Genomic DNA, 23,830 nt, shown 5'->3' on the forward strand with positions numbered 1-23,830 from the left:
GTTTATTTTAATTTCCTAAATTGTATATTATATTAATTCCTGCATTGATTGACTGTCTCGGAAATGTAGTTGACACCGCATATTGAAACGTTTGATGGTTATAATAAAACGACGCCGTTAAACTACTACTTAAATTGTAATCTGCTATAAATTTTAATCCAAATAAATTTTCTCCTCCTGTTATTTGACTATTTTCTTCATCAACACTTCGTATTAGAGTTAAATTATCTCTTAGCGAAATATCTGCTCTTAAATTAATATCTCCTTTTAATGTTTCTTTTTTACCTGTAAATCGAGTTACAAATTTAACATCTCTAATCTTATATCCAAACCCAATAACATATTCTGTTCCTTTAATATCGGTTAATGTGTTATTATTAAAGTTTAATGTTAAACTTCTATCTTTTCTTATTTCTCCTTTAAATGAAAATGAATTTTTCATTCTAAAATCTACTTTTACTAATGGCGAAAATTCATCTATTAAAGTTGCTGACGAAAGTAATAGTTCTGATTGATAATTACCAGAAGTATTTGTATTTGTTGGTGCAGATAAATCATATTGGAGATTATTTGTATAATTTCCGATAGTATAGGATGATTTATACCCATGTGATAAGGTAAAAGAAGAAAATGTTTTTTTGAACCACTTATTCTTCATAAAGCCATTAAAACGTAATGTCCAATTAGGTATTGGTATGTTTTTAAACATACCAGTACTTACAGAACTAGCATTATTACCAGAATATGCCGCTATAAAAGCTGGTAACATGGCTTGTTGCCCTGTTGTTTTATATCCTGACCCTCCTGGAGTGTTTGGTAAACCAGAGGCTGCGGACAACCTGTTTGAAATGGTTGTTCGATTATCTAAGAAATTTTGGTATAAAACTTCACTATCAGTAAAAGCTGTTCCTAACATAAAATGACTAATACTATAATTACCTGTTTCAAAGGCCTTAATATTAGGGTCTTGATGAAAACCTCCATTTCCATCAGAAATTACATCTAATTGTTGATTTAAATTACTGGTTTGAATACGGTTTCCTCGTAAATCAACAGTTAGTGTTTTAAATGGTTTTACTGAAATGTTATAATCTAACTTTTTATATCTTGTTTTACCGTAATTTTTACTGTAATATGGTTGATTTTCATCAGTTTGACTTGTTCTTGTTACCAACCACCCGTTTTCAATTGCTTTGTTTAAAATATCTGTTTGACTACCAAACACAAAGCCTAAAGTTGGTGCAGCCCCTCCTCCATAATTATTTCTTCCTAAAAAACCTACTGATGGTTTATATCCTTGTAACAGGGTTCCGTTATTTTGAGTGTAACTAATTTTCGCTCTTTTTACTGAGGTTAATACATCGTACATCCCTTTCATCACTTTATGACCAAAAGAAGCATTCCTTTTTAATTTTGCTTTTTGTTTTGATGCTTTAGCTCCTAAAGTAGCTGCTCCTTTTTTCGCAACTTTCTTTTTGGTTCCTTTTAACAACAACTTATCTAGTTTCAACGTTTTGTAAAAACGTCCAAAATCAATATTAGTATTTAAATTGTGTGTATTGGCATTTTGTATCATATTACCTACCACATCAGTGTAACTTATATTTTGTCCGTTAGGTAACTCTAAACTACTTTGAGAACTTGCTTTCCAATCAAAATCAGCATTATATCCATAATCCGCACTTAAAAAGCTTAAATACGGCAACTTATTAAGTGGTAATTTATAAGTTGCATTTAACTTTTGATGATAATTATCAGGCCTACCAACTGTAAAAAACTGATCGTAAACTTCTAATTCATTTTGCCCAAAATTATCATAAATATGATTATTTGTTGCGTTAAAATTTAATTGTAATGATTTAGTTAAATCAAAACCAATCGTATAATCCCAATTAAATAAAAATCTACGTTGAATGAGTTCTGGTTGTGCTGTTAAACCCTCTATTAAGTTTCTTGATTGTTGTGAATTATAACTTCTATTAATTCGAGAATTTAATGCAATTGTTTTGGGAACTGGATTAAAATTTAAATCTTTTATAAATCGTAGATATTTACTGCTAAACGTTTTCGATTTTTTAAAAGGCTCAATAACAAAAGGTTTAAAATTAAAGTTATAACTCGCCCCTGCCATTACATTTTTATTTTCGAATTTTTCAATATTATAGTCCTTATGAAATTCTTCGCTATGTGCATACGAAACCGAAAAATTTTCTACATCATAAAACTTAGGTTTTTTTGTGCTTTTCGGATTTTTATTCTTTTTAACATTAATAAAGCTAATACTTTTTCTTCGCGTATAATCTTGTGCGTTTTTGCTATTTGGGTTTTTATCTAGCGCGTCTTCTAATTTAACATCCTGAAATTGTGGATCATACTTAGGGTCTCTAAACTCTTCTCCATAACTATAACTCATTGGAACTTGTAAATTCCAGTTTTTAGGCATCATTTTTCCTAACTGAACATTAGTTGCAACGCTGTATTGTTTAATTTCTTCGATGCTTCTTTGCTGCACACGATCTTCAACATTACCAAAACCTATGGTAGACATTCTACCTGCTAAAGATACATCCATAACATCAGCTAAGTTTGCATCTGCATTTACAACGGCTGCCCAACCACCTTTATTGTCAAAACCTACGGCACGCAATTCATTAAACCAAACTTCAACTGTTTTATCTGAATTTGATACGTTTTTAGCTCCTAGCATTACTGTTCTTATTTGGGCTAAAGTAGGGTTTCCTTTTACTGATATTTTTAATCCGTTTGAACTTGTTCCTGAAAAAATATCGGTAATACTTGTTCCTGTACCTGTTGGTCTTTCTATTTTTAAGTTTGCTAATTCTTCTAACGGTACTTCTAAATTGTTAATTTCTGGCCAAACATCTAATGAAGTAGTTCTTTCAGTTGATAATATTAATGGTTTTTCGATTTCATAATAATTATCATTCAAGTCGGTTCCTAACCTTACAATAGCAACCACATCTCCGTCTTGTGTACTTGCTGTACTAGGTTTTTCGGCATGTAAAAACATACGTAAACTTTTATACCTACGCATATCAATACTTATATTTTTAAAAATAGTTCGTACTTCATCAGCAGGTAAATCTGTTGCTTTTAAAGTTACCGATTGTTCATTTTGACGTTGAATTCTATTAGTCCCTTGCAATTGTTCTCTTTGAATACCTGGAGGAAGTTTATAAATTTCTTGATTTTGCTCTATACTTACAACCCCAACTTCAAACTTATTAAGCTGCGTATTATCTAAATCTGCAGGTACGCCTGTATTTGGTAATGTTTTTGTATATCTACGCCAATCTCCTCTTACCAATTCTAATTCTCCAAATCTTAAAACAACAGGAATTTTAAATTGCGAAAGAAACATTCGTATAAAACGAATGCTATTAAAATCTGTAATTCCATTAATTTTTTGAGCGTCAACCACATTTCTAACTGGAATTCTAAACTGATACCATGTTGTGTTTCTAGATGCTCCATTAACTAATGTAATCGGTTCACTTTTCACATCGATAATATGATTTCTACCTAATTGTAAATCACTTTTATTTAATGAAACCTCGTACTCAAAATAACTGTTTACGGGATTCATTGTTTGGTCTTTATTGATATCTTCTACATCTGGGTATGCTGTTGATGATGTAGGGTAAGATTCATTTGACTGACTTGCTGTAGGCGAGTTTCCTTGTGTACCGTTAAAATTTTTATACCTTGATAATACCGAAGAGCTTGATGCTATAGCACCACCTCTAAAATATTGAAAATTATCTCCTGCTGGGTCATCTAAAGAAGCAAATGCTGGATATTTTATTTTTTCTTCTGCATCAGTTAAACCATCTAAACCTATATCTTGCTGCCTTCTTGCATCAGGGCTCGAATCAAAAGCGTATAAAATTGAAGGATTTATTGGTGTATTACCCCAGGTTGTTTCGTTTACATTGGCACCATCAACTTTATCTCCATCAGTAGGCAAACCGTTTTCATATTGTTTTCTTCCGTCTTTTAATATATCTTCAGATACATTTCCTAGATTTATAAATAATTTCCCTACATGGTTACTTGGGTCCTGAGGGTCAACACCTACTGGCACCCCTTCTTCTTGTCTAATTGAGTAGTTTTCATAAGGATCCATTAACCAAAACTGAATATACTCAACATTTGCTTGTTCAAAATTATTAGTTGTTAATGAACGCATAATTCCTCCCCAACGCTCTTCGGGAGTTACTGAACTTGCATTTGCATTATAGTTATATGGTCCTCTTTCAGACGGATAATAGGCCAAGTCTAATGTTCTTACTAAGTTTTGTTGCGTAATATCTAAATCTGTATTTGGAAATAATTCGTTGTAACGTATTTGGCGCACCTCATTTCGTGACAGTTCATTTTCATCAATACTGTTTGGTCTATTTCCGCTACCGTAAAATAGTTGATCTATATTATACCATGCTATTTTACCTCTTTTATAATTATATGTTAAATCACCTGCACCTCCGTTAAACCCTTGTGATTCGGGTGTACTTGCTAAAAACCATTGTTGTGGTGAGCTTAAGTTTATCGGTATTTGAGAGGCTTCAAAATCATCTAAATATGAAGTTGCTGTACCGTCTACATTAATTCCGCTTGGCGATCCTGGTAATAAATATGCCATATCTGCTCTAACAGATACATTTGACGGAGCGTCGGTTTCAACAAATGGCAGCCTATTCGCTAATTTTGTTAAATTAGGTACTTCTGCTGAGTAATCTAGGTTTAATCCTAACATTACATTATCAATCGGTTCTCCTCCAAAATTTACTTTTGGGGTAATTGGTTTTTCGCTTACATTTAAAAATGTTCCACCTAAGATAAACTCTTCAGAAAAGCGATGTTCTACATCAATACCAATAAAGGTTTTTTGTTGTTGACTAAATAGAGTATTGCTTTCAGTTGTTGCGTTAATTGGTACTCCTGAAGCTTCTAATCCTGGATCTAAAATTTGTACACGCCCTAATTGGTAATCTACCACATAATCTATCCCCTCAACCAATTGTCGTCCTCCTGCTGTTACCTTTACAGAACCTCTAGGAATATTAAAGCCTCCTAAAGAAATTCCTCTACTAGTTTCTGATTTAAAATATCCTTTTAAAAAGAATTTATCTTTATTTTGATACTCGTTTTTAGCTTGAATTTTGGTAGTTAAATATAGTTCTTCGAAAAGATATTTATCTTGATCGACTGTACTGGTTAGTACATTTTTTAAATCGCTTCCAAATGGCTCGGGATCTGGAAACAACACGTACCCTCTTTCAGAATTTACAGTAACTCCATCTACATAATCAAAAAAACCATCTCCCTTTGGTACAGCATACTCACTTTGATCTAATTTATCTAAATTAAATATACGTAACAGTGGCTTTTTTCTAACTTGTTTATCTTCATCTGGATCATTTTTATCGGTTTCTGCCTTTTGTAGTGTATTTTGTAGTGTTCCTGTTTCATCATCACGATATAATAACTCAAAACGAAATCCTTCACGTTGTAAAGGAGAGGCTCCTAATGCATAAACATTTTTCATCATTAAACGCCATGTAGGAAAACCTTCATCTTCATTAGTAACCGTGTTTTTTCTTGTTGTATTTAAAATTTCACTACGTAATAATTTTACCACTAAATTTGATGGTGCTACGACTCCATCATTAGAAAACTCTCCTACTTTAAATACTGTTTCTCCTCCTGATGCTCCAACAGCAGTATACTCATAAGCAACAGCTAAAACTTCGCCGTCATTTAATCTTCTATTTAAAGAGATAAAACCTAATTGCGGATGTAACCTAAATTCATTAGCTTGTAATTTTCTTGCATTTTGAAGATAAGAATAGTTAAACCCTTGGCGAGCTGGCATGATGGTATTAATAGCCGAATCTACAGTAGCAACATCTCTAATACCCCCTGTAGTGGTTGCTAATAAAGAGTTTAAATTATTTACCCCGTTATATGGTAATACCTTGGAATTTGCTGAGATAGGACTGGGAACGGTATTTACCTCGTTTGGATTTACTTTGTTTACGTCATTAGATTCTCCTATATCGGCAAGACCTACAATACTACGATAATCAGTAACATTTTGAGTTCTATTGGTTATCCAAACCTCTACTCTTGTAATGTTTATAGGGCTATTTACTAAAGGATAATTACTTAAGGCATCTGTATAATTTTCTCTAAAATATTGTGCTAAAAAAAAGTGACGATCATTATCATAATCAGAGGCTCTTAACTCAAACTCTTCAATGGTTGCACCTCCTTCGGCAATAACTGTTTTAGATTGCGAGTTTTGTTGTGAAAAAGCTGCGGTAACATAGGTTTTACCAAATTGCAGTTCTGTTTTTACACCAAAAAGTGTTTGCGCCCCATTTATTAATGAGTTTTTTATTGGCATACTAATATTACCTGCTTCGATATTTCTTATAATATCATCTTCGGTAGGTGTATACTCTAATTTTATAACATTTTGAAAATCAAAGGTAGATTGTGTATCATAATTTGCCGTTACCTTTAATCGTTTACCAACTTTTGCTTGTAAACTTGTACTTATTTGTTGATCAAAATCAAACGTAAAACTGCTTTGATTTTCAATAGATATTTGAGGGTTTTCATTTCGTTGATAAATTCCTCCCAATTTTATATTTACCTGCCCTGTTGGATTTACTTCAACTGTATTCCCTCCAAAAATAGATTCGAAAAACTTAGAGTTTACATAATATTTTGGTAATAGATTTTTACGAGCTTTTTTGTTTCCTTTTTTCTTAGGGTTCGTAGCATCTACCTTTTCTTTAAAATAATCTTTTAAATCATTTTTTAATCGGTACTTATCGTATTCTTCAGGTGTCATAAAAATAGGAGTACCTACATAATAATCCCCTATTTTTTCAACCATTACAAATTTATTGATTGACTTATCGTACGTTACTTGTTTTACTGTTGGGTTATTTAAAAAAAGACTCCCTTTTTGATTGCTTTTAAAATTATATTTTAAAGGTACAATTGTATCATTTTTAACAGGGTTTGTGCTATTACCCGAGGTGTTTTGTGAAAACGAAACAACACTTACCAATATAGTAAGTGTTGTAAGTAATTTATTAATAATGCTTTTTTTCAACCTTTTTATAAATTTTTCAACGCCTGTTTTATTAGTTTTTCTACACTAGCATCAGGTGTTTCTTTTAAAATATTTCCTATAACTTTATCTGCTTGTTTACGAGCAAAACCAAGTACTTCTAATGCAGATAACGCTTCTTCTTTATTTGTATTGTTTTGAATAACTGAAACTTCATCTAAATCAAAAATCTTTAGCACCTTATCTTTTAAATCAACAATAACTCTTTGAGCAGTTTTGGCACCAATTCCTTTAACAGATTGTATGACTTTTACATTTTCAGAAGCAATAGCTTGTTGTATTTCTTCAGATGTCATTGATGACAACATTGTTCGTGCAATACTTGGTCCTACTCCCGAAACCGAAATAAGTAATTTAAATATTTCTCGTTCAATCTTATTAAAAAACCCATACAGAGTATGTGCATCTTCACGAATTGATAAATGTGTATATAATAGCACATTTTCATTGTCAGGCAACAATGAAAATGTATTTAAAGAAATATGTAATAAGTAGCCTACTCCATTACAATCTATTACTGCATGTGTAGGATTTTTCTCCACAAGTTTCCCCTTAATTTGTGTGATCATTTAATTAATTTTCAACATGCCCAAGTTAGACATTTTTTTTAGTTTAAAAATTTTTAGTTTTTATTTCCTTTATTTTGAGCATCTACCACTGCTACTGCTGCCATGTTTACCATTTCATCTACACTTGCTCCTAATTGTAAAATATGAACAGGCTTACTCATACCTAACAAAATTGGCCCGATAGATTCAACACCATCAACTTGTTTCATTAATTTGTAAGTTATATTTGCAGACTCTAAATTTGGAAAAATTAAAATGTTTGCACGTTTACCGTTTAATTTAGAAAAAGGAAATTCTTTTGCTAACAACTCTGGATTCAAGGCAAAATCTGCTTGTAACTCACCATCAACAATAACATTAGGATGGTAACGGTGTATGTATGAAACTGCCTCTCTTATTTTTGTAGAACTTTCTGCTTTTGACGATCCGAAATTAGAAAAACCTAACATAGCAATATGCGGTTTCATACCAAACATTTTTGCTAAAGAAGAGGTTAACTGGCTAATTTTTGCTAAATCTTTTGCTGTTGGATTAATATTTATAGTTGTATCTGCTAAAAACATAGGTCCTTGTTTAGTTAGCATCATATTGGTTGCTGCCACCCTTGTAACACCTTTGTCTTTTTCAATTAACTCTAACATTGGTTTTACAACCGATGGATATGACCTAGAATATCCAGTAATTAAAGCGTCAGCCTCACCAGTATTCACCATCATTGCAGCAAAGTAATTACGTTCACGCATCCATTTTTGAGCCTCTAAAAAAGAAATTCCTTTGCGCTGTCTTGTTTTCCAAAAAGCCTCTGCATAACGATTTCTTCTTTCGGTTTCTTCATCTGTTTTAGGATCTATAATAAGTACCTCAGCATCAAAACCTAATTCATTTTTTAGCTCTAATATAATATCTTTTCTTCCTAATAAAATAGGAATCCCTATTTTTTCATCATGTACACGTTGTGCTGCTTTAAGCACATCTAAATGATCTGCTTCTGCAAAAACAACACGTTTTGGTGCTTTTTTTGCTCTATTATGTAGCAATCGTATTTCTTTACTTCCTGTACCTGACCGATCCATTAACTCCTCACGATATTTATCCCAATCGGTAATAGGTTCTTGGGCTACACCAGAATCCATTGCTGCTTTTGCAATTGCTGGAGGAATTTCATAAATTAATCTTGGATCAAATGGTTTTGGAATTATATATTCTTTTCCAAAAGAAAGACTTACTTCATCATATACAATGTTTACTTGTTCAGGCACTGACTGTTTTGCCAAATCTGCCAAGGCATGCACTGCTGCCATTTTCATTTCTTCATTAATTTTTTTGGATCTAACATCTAAAGCTCCTCTAAAAATAAACGGAAATCCTAATACGTTATTTACTTGGTTAGGATGATCAGACCTACCAGTTGCCATAATGATATCATCACGAGTATCTATTGCCAATTGATATTCAATCTCTGGTTCAGGATTTGCCATTGCAAAAACGATAGGATCTTTGGCCATAGAAAGTAACATTTTTGGCGTTACTACATTCCCTTTTGACAATCCTATAAAAACATCTGCATTATGCATTGCTTCTTCTAGCGTATTTACATCTTTATCTGTTGCAAATTCGGCTTTTTGTGAAGTCAAGTTATCACGGTCTTTTCTGATAACTCCTTTACTGTCGCACATCACCACGTTTTCTCTTTTTGCTCCTAAAGCTAAATATAAACGCGTACAAGATATAGCGGCGGCCCCTGCTCCATTTACTACAATTTTTATTGTTGCAATATCTTTATTAATAATTTCTATTGCATTTTTTAATGCTGCTGCTGAAATTATTGCGGTACCATGCTGATCATCATGCATTACAGGAATATCTAATTCCTCTTTTAACCTTCTCTCTATTTCAAAAGCTTCAGGTGCTTTAATATCTTCTAAGTTAATCCCTCCAAAAGTAGGAGCTATTGCTTTAACTGTTTCTACAAATTTATCAACATCTGTAGCATCAACCTCAATATCAAAAACATCAATATCAGCAAATATTTTAAACAGTAATCCTTTTCCTTCCATTACAGGTTTAGATGCCTCAGGACCTATATCTCCCAAACCTAAAACTGCTGTTCCGTTAGATATAACAGCTACTAAATTTCCTTTTGCTGTATACTTGTAAACATTGTTTTTGTCTTTAGCTATTTCTAAACAAGGCTCTGCTACTCCTGGGGAGTATGCTAACGATAAATCGTGCTGTGTTGCATACTTTTTAGTAGGTACTACTGCTATTTTTCCTGGTTTTGGTTTTGCGTGGTATAACAAAGCTTCGTGCCTTTTTCTAGAATCACTCATAGGTTCGTTGTTGTTTGTTTGAACTTACAAATATACATTTTTGTTATTTAGTTAAAACTTTAAAACATGACTAAAATCATTTTTTTAAAATAGTTTAGTATCTAATTTTGCCTTAATTATTAAAATAAAAAACCATGAAAAACCCTCCAACATCAATCATCAACAAAGAAGTAAACTGGGATAAAACTCAAACAATAGTAAGTAAAACTGATATTTATGGTACTATTCTATACGCAAACAATGCTTTTACTGATGCCTGTGAATACAATGCTATTGAATTAATTGGCGAACCTCACAATATTATTAGGCATCCTGACATGCCAAAAGTTGCTTTTAAAGCATTGTGGAGCGCTTTAAAAGAAGGTAAAAATTACCACGCTATTGTTAAAAACTTAACCAAAACTGGTAAGTATTACTGGGTAATTACCGATTTTACTATTGATAAAGATGAAACTGGAAAAACCACTGGATATACAGGTCGTAGAAAAGCAGTTCCTAATAGTGTTGTTGAAAAAATAGAACCGATATATAACACTCTTTTGAAAATTGAAAAAACAAAAGGTGAACTTGCTAGTGAACTCTATTTAGATGCTTATTTAAAAGAAGAAATAGGTAAAAGTTATGACGAGTTTGTTGTTGATTTATTTAAAGAAGAATCTAAAAAAGATGAAGAAAAACAAAACGAAACTAGTAAATTTAAAAAAGGATTAAATTGGTTCTTTTTTGGAGATACCAATCCGCAATAAAAACATTTAATTAAGCTTAATATAAGACAGAATAAAGTTGTAATTTCGTTCTCCCAAAAAAAGTGAACAAATTATGAAAAACCACCCTATGCGCCCCCAACAAATTCTCGATGAAGAAATAAAATGGGACAAAACACAAATTATTAGTAGTAAAACGGATGCTAACGGAACAATACTGTATATGAATGATGCTTTTGAAGCAGTATCTGAATACAATAAAATAGAATTAATAGGTGAGCCTCATAATATTATTAGGCATCCCGATATGCCTAAAGTAGTTTTTAAAGTATTATGGGAAAGTTTAAAACAAGGAGAAAACATTCATGCCATCGTTAAAAACCTTACTCGTAGCGGTAGGTATTATTGGGTAATTACCGATTTTACCATCGATAAAGATGAAAGAGGAAAAATTACAGGATATACTGGACGTAGAAAAGCATTACCTAATAGTGTTGTTGAAAAAATAGAACCATTATACAAAACACTTTTAGATATTGAAACTGCTAAAAGTGAAGCTGCTAGTGAATTGTATTTTAAAGCATATTTAAAAGAAGAGATTGGTAAAAGTTACGATGATTTTGTTGTTGACTTATTTGAAGATGAATCAAAAAAAGAACAAAACACTAATAATGCTAGTGAGCCTAATAAATTGAAAAAAGGTATAAATTGGTTTTTCTTCGGAGACACAAATCCTAAATAAAAAAAACAGCCTTTTTTTAAAGGCTGTTTTTTTTTTACATAAACTTTACCTTTTCTTTCTCTTTTTATTTGTAAATAAATACTGACCTTTGTTTTTTTTTTAAATAATTAACTCATTTACATTTATGAAAAAGATTTATAAAATACTTTTAGGTATCGCGCTAGTTTTTTTTATTCTTTTAATTAGCATACCATTTTTATTTCAAGATAAAATAATTGATTTAGTAAAAACCACGGTTAATAATAATGTAAATGCTCAGGTAGATTTTAGCGATGCTAACCTAAGTTTTATTCGAAACTTCCCAAGTGCATCAGTACAATTATCAAATGTTACCGTTATAAACGAAGCTCCTTTTAAAGGTGATACTTTAGTTTTTGCAAAAGATATTTTATTAAAGTTAAAACTTACCGACTTACTTAAAAGTTCGTCTGGTCAATTAAGTATCCAATCTTTTACAATTAATGATGCTTTAGTAAACGTACTTGTTGATGAAAAAGGAAATGCTAATTACGACATTGCTATTCCTTCTGAAAAAACTACAAAAACAGTTGATGAAACCCCTTCAAACTTTGGATTATCAATCAATTCGTATGCAATTACCAACACGGCAATAAAATATAACGACAAACAAGGTAAAGTAGCTGTTGAATTTGCTAATTTTAACCATAGTGGAAGTGGTGATTTTTCACAATCAAACACTGAGTTAGACACTCATACAACAACTGATATTTCTTTTGCTATGGATGGAAATTCATACGCTAAAAACCAAAAAATACAACTCGATGCTGTTTTAGGGATGGATTTAGTTAACAATAAATTTTCTTTCCTAAAAAACGAATTAAAACTAAATGACCTGCCTTTAATTTTTGATGGATATGTGCAATTAAACAATACCAATCAAGAAATTGACATCAACTTTAAAACACCTTCATCAGACTTTAAAAACTTTTTAGGTTTAATTCCGCAAGCTTACACAAAAGGTATTGCCAACGTTACCACAAAAGGAAATTTTAGTGTAAAAGGAAAAGTTAACGGAATTTTAGATGCAACGCACATACCTAAATTAGATATTGTTGTGCAGTCTGAAAACGCTTCATTCAAATATCCTGATTTACCTAAAACTGTTCGAAACATTAACATAAATGCACAGGTAAAAAACACCACCGGTAAACTTAAAAATACTTTTGCGAGTATTAACAATCTTTCATTTAAAATTGACGAAGATACTTTTTCTGGTAAAGCAACGGTGCAGAATATAACAACAAACCCTAAACTAGATGCAACTATAAAAGGAACTTTAAATCTTGCAAAAATTAACCAAGCCTACCCTGTTAATTTAGAGCAAAAATTGAGTGGTATTTTAAAGGCGAATTTACGCACGCAATTTGATATGAATGCTATTAAAAACAGTGCTATAAATCGTATAAAAAATAATGGAACAATACAAATTAACGATTTTGTGTTTTCTTCAAATGATCTTATAAACGCTTTTCATATTAAAGAAGCTGCGGTTGATTTTAAGCCCAGTGTAATTACCTTAACCAAGTTTAACGCAACTACGGGTAAAAGTGATTTAAAAGCCAATGGTACTCTTAAAAACTTACTAGGTTTTTTACTCTCTGATAAAAAATTACAAGGAAAACTAAACGTAAATTCAACCAATTTACACATTGGCGATTTTATGCAAGAAACTTCAGGTACTACCGAAAAGAAAGAGGAAGAAACTACTCCTAAAGATGATACTAATGGAACTTCAATCAAAATCCCTGCATTTTTAGACTGTACACTTTTAGCCAATGCAAAAACAGTGCATTACGATAATTTAGCCTTAAAAAATGTAAAAGGAACCTTATTTATAAAAAACCAAAAAGCAATTTTACAAAACGTTACCGTAGGTATTTTTAACGGTCAAGTTGCTTTAAATGGAGAAGTAAATACGCAAAACGAAAAACCTACTTTCGACATGAAATTAGGTATAAAATCGTTTGATATTGCTGAATCTTTTTCTAGCTTAGAATTACTACAATCATTAGGACCTGTTGTAGGTGCCATGAATGGTAAATTAAATTCTGATATTAATTTATCAGGAGCTTTAAATACTGATTTTACACCAAACTTAACTTCGCTTACGGGTAAAGCTTTTGCTGAATTATTAACCACAAAAATAAATCCAAAGAAAACAAAAGCGTTAAGTTTATTAACAGATAAACTATCGTTTATTAATTTAAATGACCTTGATTTATCTGACGTTAAAACTCATTTATCGTTTAACAAAGGAAAAGTGGTTGTAAAACCGTTTAAATTAAAATATAAAGATATCGGTATTAATGTTGGTGGTAGTCATGGTTTTGACCAAAACATGAACTACAATTTAACCTTAGATGTACCTGCCAAATATTTAGGTAAAGATGTACAGGGTTTACTATCAAAATTAAGTACCGATGAGCAAAATGTTACCGTACCAGTAACTGCTAATATTACTGGTAACATGTCAAATCCGTCTGTAAAAACAGATTTATCTTCTTCTGTAACAAAATTAAGTCAAACCTTAATTAAACAACAAAAAGATAAATTAGTTTCTAACACTTTAAGTAAATTTTTACCTAGTAAAAAGAAGGATACTAGCAAAACAACAAATAAAAAAGAAGACAACGTAAAAAAAGTTACCAATGCTTTAAAAGGCTTATTTGGTAAAAAGAAAAAAGGTAATTAAAATTTACAGGCAACCTTTTTATTATTTGTCTTGTCTATATTTAAGGAGACTTTGTAAGTTATTTAACATTTTTTAAATACACTTTACATAAGTCTTCTTTTATGTTTGCAATAAAAAACTAATTATGAAGAGAATAACTACCCTTTTACTTTTAATAAGCACTTCTTTTTTGGTTGCTCAAATTAAAGGAAAAGTAACAAATACTAAAAAGCAACCACTATCTTTTGTTAGTATTTATTTAGAAAACTCCATTACAGGAACTACCACAAACAATAGTGGAAATTATGAATTACCCATAACGAAAAAAGGAAAACATACCATTGTTTATCAAATATTAGGATACAAAACAATTAAAAAACCTGTTACCATTTCTTCTTTTCCTTTTGTTGTAAATGTGGAGCTTTCTGAGGAAGAAGTTACCTTAGATGAAGTTTTAATTTCTTCGGATGAAAATCCCGCGAATAAAATTATTAGAAACGTGATTGCCAACAAAAGCAAAAACACTGATAAATTTGCTCAATACAAAGCCGATTTTTATTCTCGCGGATTATTTAAAGTAAAAAATCTTCCGAAAAAATTTTTAGGCCAAAAAATTGGCGATATGGGTGGCGGATTAGACTCTACAAGAAGTGGAATCGTATACCTTTCTGAAACAATTTCTAAAATCTCATTCCAAAAAAAACCTCGTAATTTTAAAGAACACATTATAGCCTCAAAAGTTTCTGGTAGCGATAACGGAATTAGCTTTAACCAAGCAAAAGAAGTTAATTTTAATTTATATGAAAACTCTTTTGATTTAGCAGATGCTCAAATGGTTTCACCCATTGCAAATGGTGCTTTTGGCTATTATAATTACAAATTAGAAGGAACATTTTACGATAAAAACAGTAAGTTAATTAGTAAAATAAAAATACTTCCTAAAAGAAAAAATGATCGTGTTTTTAGCGGTTTCCTTTACATTGTTGAAGATGACTGGGCAATTTACGGTGCTGATATTGTTGCTACCGGAGGGCAGGTAGGTATACCTATGATCGACTCTCTTCGTATTAAACAAAACTACAATTACTCATTTAAAAACAAAGCTTGGGTACCTGTTACGCAAACCATCGACTTTAAGGCCGGTATGTTTGGGTTTAATTTTAATGGTCGTTTTTCAGCAGCCTATTCAAACTATAACTTTACCCCTAATTACACTAAAAAATACTTTGGAAGTGAAATTTTATCTTTCGCTAAAAATGCTACTGAAAAAGATAGTTTGTATTGGACTAAAATTCGTCCTGTTACCTTAACTACTGAAGAAGTGGCCGATTACAAATTAAAAGACAGTATTAAAATCATCAGAAAATCTAAAAAATATTTAGACTCTGTTGATGTAAAACAAAATAAATTTAACCTTTTAAATATTCTTACAGGGTACTCATACAATGATACCTATAACAAATGGGGACTTAACTTTTCATCACCTATAACAGATATAAATTTTAACACTGTACAAGGTTGGAACTCTTCTATAGGAATAAACTATTACAAATCTGTAAACAAAAAAGGAAAACGTTTTAATATTAGTACAAATTTTAACTATGGCTTTTCTGATAAAAAATTGAGACCTACTGGTTACTTTTCATACAAATGGAACAATACAACCAAACCTGTTTTAACAATTAGTGGAGGTATTACAACTTCACAATTCAATGCAAAACAACCTATTTCAAAATTCTGGAATACTATTAGCTCAGTTCTTTTTGAAAGAAACTATTTAAAAATTTATGAAAAAACTTTTGCTAAAGTATCTTTTTCAAGAGAAGTAATTAATGGCATTCACATGTCTTCTTCATTAGAATATGCAGATAGAAAACCATTATTTAACACCACTAATTATGTAATGTTTCCTAAAAGTGATGTTGATTACACCTCTAACAATCCACAAAATACTTCCGATTTTACAACTGGTTTTACACCTCATAAAATGTGGACTTTTTCTGTTGGTAGTACCATTAATTTTGATCAAAAATATGTATCTTATCCTAACGGAAAGTATACTGTAAGTAGCAATAAATACCCATCGTTATTTGTGGGATATAAAAAGAATTTTAGTACTGATAATACCAAATGGAACTCAGATGTAGTGTATGCTCAATTAACTCAAAAAACATCCTTAAGTAATTGGGGAGAGTTTAAATACAAAGCAAAAGGAGGTATGTTTTTAGAGAAAAAAGATATCCCATTTATAGACTACGCTCATTTTAACGGAAATCGCTTGTTAATTGCGCCTAACAATAATTATTTAAACAACTTTTACATGTTACCTTATTATCAGTTAAGCACCAATGACAAATACGGAGAATTACATGGAGAATATAATTTTAAAGGCGCCTTATTAAGTAAAGTTCCGTTGTTAAATAAATTAAACTTTCATTTAGTAACAGGTGCAAAAGGTTTGTTTACAGCAGGCAACAAACCGTATACCGAATTTGCTGTTGGATTAGATAATATTGGTTTTGGAAAATGGCGTTTTTTACGCGTAGATTTTGCAAGATCTAACTTTAACGGAAAACAAGAAAACAGAGTGTTATTCGGAATTAAATTGTAATTTTACTTCTGAATTTTAATCAAAAATTACGCGTTTGAAGATAAATGTATTACTTTTTGGTATTGCAACAGATTTAATAGGAAGTGCTTCTTTAAAGATTGCGCTTCCTATTAACTGTAATGTTACTTCTTTTAAAGAACTGATTACAAAACAATATCCTGAATTACAAAAAATGAGTTCGTATGCTATTGCTATCAACGAAAGTTATGCAACTGATGAAACTATTATTACAGAAAATGATGTAGTTGCTATTATTCCGCCTGTTAGTGGAGGGTAACGCTTCGTCACTCTTCCTCGTAATGACCTGTGTTTTATAATTTATAACCAATACTAAACAATACAACTCTTGGCATTATATATGTTTTAGAATCGGTTATTAAATAATCAGAAAAACTGTTGTTTTGTTTAAAAGTAGTATCGAATAAATTTTGAGTTGTTAATTTAAACATCCAAGGACTATCTTCTTTTTGATATGACAACACTGCATTTGCAACGTTGTATTTATTATCAATATTTTCTGCTTTATTTAGATAATTATAATGCGTATAATCAAAATTAAAAACAAATCCGTCTAAAAAGTCATAGTCTATATTTACATACGGTTCGTTGGTTGTAAATTTAGATGTTGAATTGCTAGAAGTGTATTTACCAATATTTCTTCTAAAACCGGTTTCTATAGTTGGGAATTTATCAAACAAGGTTTCAAAACCTACATCAAAGGTATAATCAGTATTTTTATTAGTTACAAAATTATTATTGATATTTTGTATGTAATTAGATTTCATATAATCACCTAAAAGCCTGTAATTAATACTCTTTATTTTTTTTTCAAGAAATACACTTGCATTGTAACTTTCGCTGGGGTTTTCTATCATTTTAATTGTTAAAAACCTATCTATACTATTTGCATTTTCATAAAACTCAATAGTATTATTATACCCTTTTTTCTTTTTGGTATAGTTTAAGTTAGCATTTAAAAATAATCCTTTATAAAAACTAAAATGCCCATAATTAATACTTGCAGAATGATATAATTCATTTTCTAACTTCTCATTCCCTCTAAAAACCGAATTATACGTATTTAAATACAATCTATTAGAAAAGCTTGAGGCATCAGTAAAATCTGTCTTTAAGTTATATTTTATGGCTAAACTTTTTGAGTTGTTGATTTTAATTTTCATTAAAAAATCAGGTAATGCAATCCATTTTTTCTTGTTAAAATTAGTGTTCTGATTTATTTCCCAATCATATTTATGCAAATAAACTCCTTGCTTAAAAGTGAAAATTCCTGTTTTAAATTTATAATGCACTCCTAAAAACAAATCAGTAAAATTAAATTGAGTATCATTACCAAAACCATCTTCCATAAAATCACGCTCTGTTCCGTTATCTAGTAATTGAGAATCGCTTGTAAAAAACTTATTTTTTTGATATATATTTCCTAACGTTACGTAAATATGATTTTTACGGTTTAACACCCAAAAATCTTTAAAAACAGTTGTAAAATTATAATTTTTTGCATTTTTACTTTGCTTAAGTACTATTGTGTTTTGACCATTATCAATAGGTATTAAACCATTAAAAATAGGGTTTGTTGTATTCCACAAAGAATGTAAATTATTGTCATTAAATGTAAAATTAGCAATGGCAGAATATGTATGTTTACCTTTTCCTTTTTTATGCCACTCTATATTCTGATTTATACTAGATGTAATACCATTTTTATCAGTATTAATTTCGTTATCATTAGTATTAACAATTGATGATAGCGCATTTTTGTTATTATTTTTCGAACGTTTTACTTGAGTTTTAAAATACCATTGTTCATTAATGTTTGGCCTATAACTAAAGTTAACCTTACCAATACCCAAAGTATTTTTAGTTATAGTACTATTTTCTTGTTGCTCTAAAAACTCTGCATATGCATTTTTATTGGTTACAAAGCTGTTCGTTTTTATGTGTGAAAAAATGGCATAACCAGAAACGTCTAATTTGGCTGACAAAGTTCGGGTAAGATTTAATGCAGCAAATTGCTCGTTACTTTTTGTGATGTCAGATTTTTCTAAAAACTGCGATAAATTAGAATCTTTCGAATTAAAATCATTTTTGAATACACTATTTACATCACCTTTAAAACTTAAATAATCTTTAAACGTAAATATTTTTTCAGCAATAGTGTTAGAACTGCTGATGAAGTTCATCGTTGTATTTGGCGAATAATAAAATAAATTTGCATTGGCTTTATAGTAATTTTCATTTCCTTTACCTGCTGCTACATCACCAAAAACAAATCGTTTTTTATCTTCTTTTAACTTAATATTCATTGCTAATTTATTAGAATCGTTTAACCCTTTTAAAAATGCAACTTGATTATAATTTTTTATTGCTTCAACTTTGTCAACAGCATCAGCAGGTATATTTTCAACAGCTAACTTTGTACTTCCTCCAAAAAAGGGCTTACCGTCAACCAACATTTTAGTTACTTTTTTTCCTTGTACCGTAACGTTTCCGTTTTTATCTACCTGAACGCCTGGTAATTTTTTTAGTACATTTTTAAGCTTACGTTCGCTACCGTTTACAAATTTATTAGTGTTATAAATGGTCGTATCTCCTTTAACGGTAACAGGCAATTCAATAACCACCTCATCCAATTTATTTTTTGCTTCTAATAAAACAATATTTTTTTGAATATTTTTAGGAGAAGGCTTAATTACAAAATCAACAGTTTTGTAACCAATATGGCTTACACTTACTGTATAAGTGTTTTTACTTTTAAGATTTAAACGGTACCTACCTTGCTCGTCTGTTATAGCAAAACTCATGTTTTTTGTAACATCTTTCGGTTTTGCAATTACATTAGCATAAGATAAAGGAGTTTGTAAACTATCTCTTACAACACCTTTTAAATCTATATTCTGAGCAGTAAGTGTTACTGAATATACTATTAGAATGGTTAAAAAAATATTTTTAATCATATATAATGTATACTTATTTTTTATAATTATAAAAATCAGGAAAAGTCTTTCTTAATAATTTATCATACTCTTTTTTGGTAATCTCCTTTCCTTTAAGTGCTTTTATTTTAATTTTATTTTTTGGATTTAATGTTATTTTTTTAACCTTAAATGTAACTGCCGTTAATTCTAACTCTAGTATTAAACCAGGTAAACCATAATAATCTAAAGGGCCATAGCCTAACGGTATTTCATTAGTGTACCAAGCGACAGGATTAAAGTTTATAAATTCAGAATTTGTTCTAATAGCTTTATAACACAAATATCCTCCAATTTTTTTTGTTTCTTGTGTTAGTTGCCATATTGGTTTTTCGTTTTCTATTACATAACATTCATCTAAAGTTTCACAATCATTCTCTTTATTTTTTTGAGAAACTAATGAAGTAAAATATAATGTATCCCCTCCACTACTACCCTCTAATATAGAAGCTCCTGAACCATAAATTCTTTCATTATCTAGTTCTTCAATAGCCTTATAATTAGCTACACGATTAGAAAAACTTAAAATACCTTCAACCTCTGCTGAATTTTCAACCATTCTTTTAATGCTCCTTATAAGACCTTTATTAAGATACTTCTTATTCATTTTTTTTGCTTTCTCATTTATTTCATCAATAGTTAAATTTAATTTAACTCCATAAATAATTTCACCTGTTGCTTGAGAAAACAAATTGGTTGTTACTATAAATAGTAGTAGTAGTAGTAGTAGTATATGTTTCATGTTTATTTACTTACTTAAAAATACTCTTCGAGCAATAAAAAACTACTCGAAGAGTATTGTAGTTTAATTATACCCCATACAAAGATTATACTTCTTCTTAAAATCGCTTGTTCTTGGTTTATCCCCTCTAATATCTGCTAGAGTGAAAGCCACAGAAATCCCTTCTGCTTTACAATGAAGGTGACCTTTTCGCCCACCTGTAATATTTCTTTGTGCTGTTTTGTTTAATGGTTTTCCTAACTCTAAAATTGATTTTTTCATTATTAAATAATTTAAATGATTAATTATAACTTTGAATGTTTATAACTTTTCAAAGTCTTGAACTATTCTTCGCGAAAGAACATTTCAAATATATTTACATAAAAATTATGAAATTGTAAAAAAACCGTAAAAAAAGTAAGGTAAAACCATAAATATACTTTTATCTTTATGAATAAAACAATATAAAGTTAAGCAATATCTTTATTGATAGAGAAAAATTTCGCTTTATACAATAACATTATTCTTAACTCTTCCTCGTAATGACCTGTGTTTTATAATTTATAACCAATACTAAACAATACAACTCTTGGCATTATATATGTTTTAGAATCGGTTATTAAATAATCAGAAAAGCTATTGTTTTGTTTAAAAGTAGTATCAAATAAATTCTGAGTCGTTAATTTAAACATCCAAGGACTATCTTCTTTTTGATATGACAACACTGCATTTGCAACGTTGTATTTATTATCAATATTTTCTGCTTTATTTTGATAATTATAATGCGTATAATCTAAATTAAAAACAAATCCATCTAAAAAGTCATAGTCTATATTTACATACGGTTCGCTGGTTGTAAATTTAGATGTTGAATTGCTAGAAGTGTATTTACCAATATTTCTTCTAAAACCGGTTTCTATAGTTGGGAATTTATCAAACAATGTTTCTATACCAACATCAAAACCGTAATCGTTACTTTTATTGGTTACAAAACTATTATTGATGCTTTGTTTAAAATTAGAAGCCTTATAATTACCCTCTAAATTATATCTAATTTTTTTAATTTTCTTTCGTAATGAACCTCTAACGATCCAACTTTCATTCGGATTATCTAACATATCAATGGTTAAAAAACGATTTACACCATCAAAATTCACCGCACTTCTAAATCCTTTTACTCTTTTGGTGTAATTTGCGTTTGCAAACAACATTAAACCGCGATACAAACTAAAACGACTATAACGAATACGTGCCGAATGATACAATTCATTTTCTAAATTAGGATTTCCTTTAAATACCGAATTATAGGATTGTAAATAAAATCGACTTGCCAATTTAGAAGCGTTTGAAAAATTAGTTTTTAAATTATAATTCAGTTGAATTTTTTTTGACTTATTAAACTCAATCTTTAGTAGAAAATCTGGCAATACCACCCATTTATTTTTTTTGATTGGTGTTGATTGATTTACACGCCAATTATAATTATGCGTATACGCACCTTGCTTAAAAGTAAATATTCCGGTTCTGAATTTATAATGAACACCTGCAAAAAAATCATTGTGTTTAAAAACCGTAGTATTGTTAAATCCGTTTGATGAAAAATCGTTTTCGGTACCATCATCCAACAGTTGAAAATCATTACTTATAAATTTTTCTTGCTGATGAGTGTTTCCTATCGTTGTATAAATATGATTGTCATTATTTAACACCCAAAAATCTTTAAAAACTGTGTACAAATGATGCTTTTCGTTTTGATTTAATTGATTAATTCTTAAAGAAGCTTGATTCGTATTTAAAGGCTGAATAATTGGTTTTATTCTAGCTAAAAATGATTGTGAAGCATTCCAAAAAGTAGTTGGATTATTTTTATCGAAGGTGTAATTTGCGGTAGCTGAAAACGTGTGTTTTTCAGACTGATCTTTATGCCATTCTATATTCTGATTTACATACCAAATATCATTTTCTTTATTTATATTGATGTTATCTAGTTGAGTATTTATAGACGTATTGGTTAAATTACCTCTTTCTATAGCCGATTTTTTAACCTGTGTTCGTACATACCATTGCTCTTTAATATTGGGAGTATACTCTATATTAAACTTACCAATAGCTAATATGTTTTTTGAAGTTGTTTTACTTTCTTTTTCTTCTAAAAAAGTAGTGTATTGATTGGTTGCCTCATTAAAACTTTGGGTATTATTATGAGAAAAAATAGCATAACCAGAAATATCTAACTTACTGGCTACGGTTTTTGTAATGTTTAAAGCGCCAAAACGCTGTACGCTTTCTAGCACATCCTTGTTTTCTAAAAACTGAGAAAAATCGCCGCCTCGCCAATTAAAATTACCATCAAAAACAGCATTAATGCCGCCCTGAAAATTCATATAATCTTTAAACGTAAATGTTTTTTCGCCAATATTATTTAAGTTACCAATAAAATTAACATTGGTTTTAGGAGAGTAATAAAACAAGTTTGCATTGGTTTTATAAAAAGAATCATAGCCTATATTTGCACCAGCTTCAACATCACCAAAAAGAAAACGTTTTTTATCTTCTTTAAGCTGAATATTCATTGCCATTTCATCAGAATCTGATACATTTTTTAAAAAAGCAACTTCATTGTAATTGTCTATCACCTCTACTTTATCAACCGCATCCGCAGGAATATTTTCTACTCCTAATTTTGTACCACCACCAAAAAACTTTTTACCATCTACCAATAACTTGGTTACTTTTTTACCCTGTACTGTAACGCCTCCGTTTTTATCAACCTCAACACCTGGTAGTTTTTTAAGTACATTTTTAAGCTTGCGCTCGCTACCGTTTACAAACTTATCAGTATTGTAAATAATGGTATCTTGTTTTACCGTTACAGGAAGCTCAATAACTACTTCATCTAATTGATTTTTAGCTTCTTTTAGCACAAAATTTTTTGTGCTATTTGTAGCTGGTATTATTTCAATCTCAACTTTTTCATAGCCCAAATAACTTATACTTATGGTGTATGCGTTGTTTTTAGTAAGCTCTAAACGGTAACGACCTTGCTCGTCTGTAATAGCAAAATTCATGTTTTTAGTAACATCTTTGGGTTTTGCTATAATATTAGTATACGATAACGGATTTTGCAAACTATCTTTTACAGTACCTTTAAAAACTACAGTCTGCGCGCTACAAAAATTAACAGTAATTAAAACTAGTAATGGAAATATAATTCTTTTTAGCATTTTTATTTTCTTTATTTTCTTCCTAAATCTTTAAAGAAATTTCTATTCATTTCTTCATATTCTTCGTTTGTCATTC

Annotated in this window: 12 protein-coding genes; 5 read left to right on the forward strand and 7 right to left on the reverse strand. The window is 30.2% G+C overall.

Features of this window, described 5'->3' with window-relative positions; all coding sequences use genetic code 11:
* Positions 1 to 7: 7 nt before the first annotated feature.
* The 3 genes from sov to BA195_RS01425 are packed head-to-tail and all read right to left on the reverse strand — an operon-like array spanning position 8 to position 10,067.
* Entirely contained in the window at positions 8 to 7,150 is a 7,143-nt protein-coding gene (gene sov, locus BA195_RS01415) for a T9SS outer membrane translocon Sov/SprA (protein ID WP_068701697.1), read from the reverse strand.
* Positions 7,151 to 7,155: 5 nt separating this feature from the next.
* Positions 7,156 to 7,737, reverse strand: coding sequence for a Holliday junction branch migration protein RuvA (gene ruvA / locus BA195_RS01420; RefSeq protein WP_068701700.1), 582 nt, complete (start codon positions 7,735 to 7,737; stop codon positions 7,156 to 7,158).
* A gap of 53 nt (positions 7,738 to 7,790) precedes the next feature.
* Positions 7,791 to 10,067 (reverse strand): NADP-dependent malic enzyme, encoded by a 2,277-nt coding sequence (locus BA195_RS01425; protein WP_068701702.1) that lies wholly within the window; start codon positions 10,065 to 10,067, stop codon positions 7,791 to 7,793.
* A 134-nt stretch (positions 10,068 to 10,201) separates the two neighbouring features.
* On the opposite strand from BA195_RS01425, the gene BA195_RS01430 reads away from it, so the two are divergent.
* From BA195_RS01430 to BA195_RS01450, 5 genes are all read left to right on the forward strand, one after another.
* Positions 10,202 to 10,813, forward strand: a complete 612-nt coding sequence (locus BA195_RS01430; RefSeq protein ID WP_068701704.1) for a PAS domain-containing protein — start codon at positions 10,202 to 10,204, stop codon at positions 10,811 to 10,813.
* 73 nt (positions 10,814 to 10,886) lie between these two features.
* Complete coding sequence (locus tag BA195_RS01435) at positions 10,887 to 11,513, forward strand: PAS domain-containing protein (protein ID WP_068701706.1); 627 nt, start codon at positions 10,887 to 10,889, stop codon at positions 11,511 to 11,513.
* Positions 11,514 to 11,637: 124 nt separating this feature from the next.
* Complete coding sequence (locus BA195_RS01440) at positions 11,638 to 14,226, forward strand: AsmA-like C-terminal region-containing protein (protein ID WP_068701707.1); 2,589 nt, start codon at positions 11,638 to 11,640, stop codon at positions 14,224 to 14,226.
* A 124-nt stretch (positions 14,227 to 14,350) separates the two neighbouring features.
* Entirely contained in the window at positions 14,351 to 16,816 is a 2,466-nt protein-coding gene (locus tag BA195_RS01445) for a DUF5686 and carboxypeptidase regulatory-like domain-containing protein (protein WP_068701710.1), read from the forward strand.
* Between the two features lie 34 nt (positions 16,817 to 16,850).
* The gene (locus BA195_RS01450; RefSeq protein ID WP_068701712.1) at positions 16,851 to 17,093 is read left to right on the forward strand and encodes a MoaD/ThiS family protein; all 243 of its coding nucleotides are present in this window, start codon (positions 16,851 to 16,853) and stop codon (positions 17,091 to 17,093) included.
* A 34-nt stretch (positions 17,094 to 17,127) separates the two neighbouring features.
* Here the strand turns inward: BA195_RS01450 and BA195_RS01455 are convergent, their stop codons facing one another.
* The 4 genes from BA195_RS01455 to BA195_RS01470 all read right to left on the reverse strand — a co-directional run bounded on the left by BA195_RS01455 (position 17,128) and on the right by BA195_RS01470 (position 23,754).
* Positions 17,128 to 19,791 carry a carboxypeptidase-like regulatory domain-containing protein gene (locus tag BA195_RS01455; RefSeq protein WP_068701714.1) on the reverse strand — a complete coding sequence of 888 codons (2,664 nt, stop codon included), beginning with the start codon at positions 19,789 to 19,791 and terminating at the stop codon, positions 17,128 to 17,130.
* Between the two features lie 13 nt (positions 19,792 to 19,804).
* Positions 19,805 to 20,551 (reverse strand): GLPGLI family protein, encoded by a 747-nt coding sequence (locus tag BA195_RS01460; RefSeq protein WP_084443003.1) that lies wholly within the window; start codon positions 20,549 to 20,551, stop codon positions 19,805 to 19,807.
* A gap of 63 nt (positions 20,552 to 20,614) precedes the next feature.
* Positions 20,615 to 20,812 carry a hypothetical protein gene (locus tag BA195_RS01465; protein WP_068701718.1) on the reverse strand — a complete coding sequence of 66 codons (198 nt, stop codon included), beginning with the start codon at positions 20,810 to 20,812 and terminating at the stop codon, positions 20,615 to 20,617.
* 272 nt (positions 20,813 to 21,084) lie between these two features.
* Positions 21,085 to 23,754, reverse strand: a complete 2,670-nt coding sequence (locus tag BA195_RS01470; RefSeq protein ID WP_068701720.1) for a TonB-dependent receptor — start codon at positions 23,752 to 23,754, stop codon at positions 21,085 to 21,087.
* Positions 23,755 to 23,830: the final 76 nt, after the last annotated feature.

Origin of the sequence: Tenacibaculum soleae (genome assembly GCF_001693415.1) — a bacterium.
In the GTDB taxonomy this organism is placed as follows: Bacteria; Bacteroidota; Bacteroidia; order Flavobacteriales; family Flavobacteriaceae; genus Polaribacter; species Polaribacter soleae.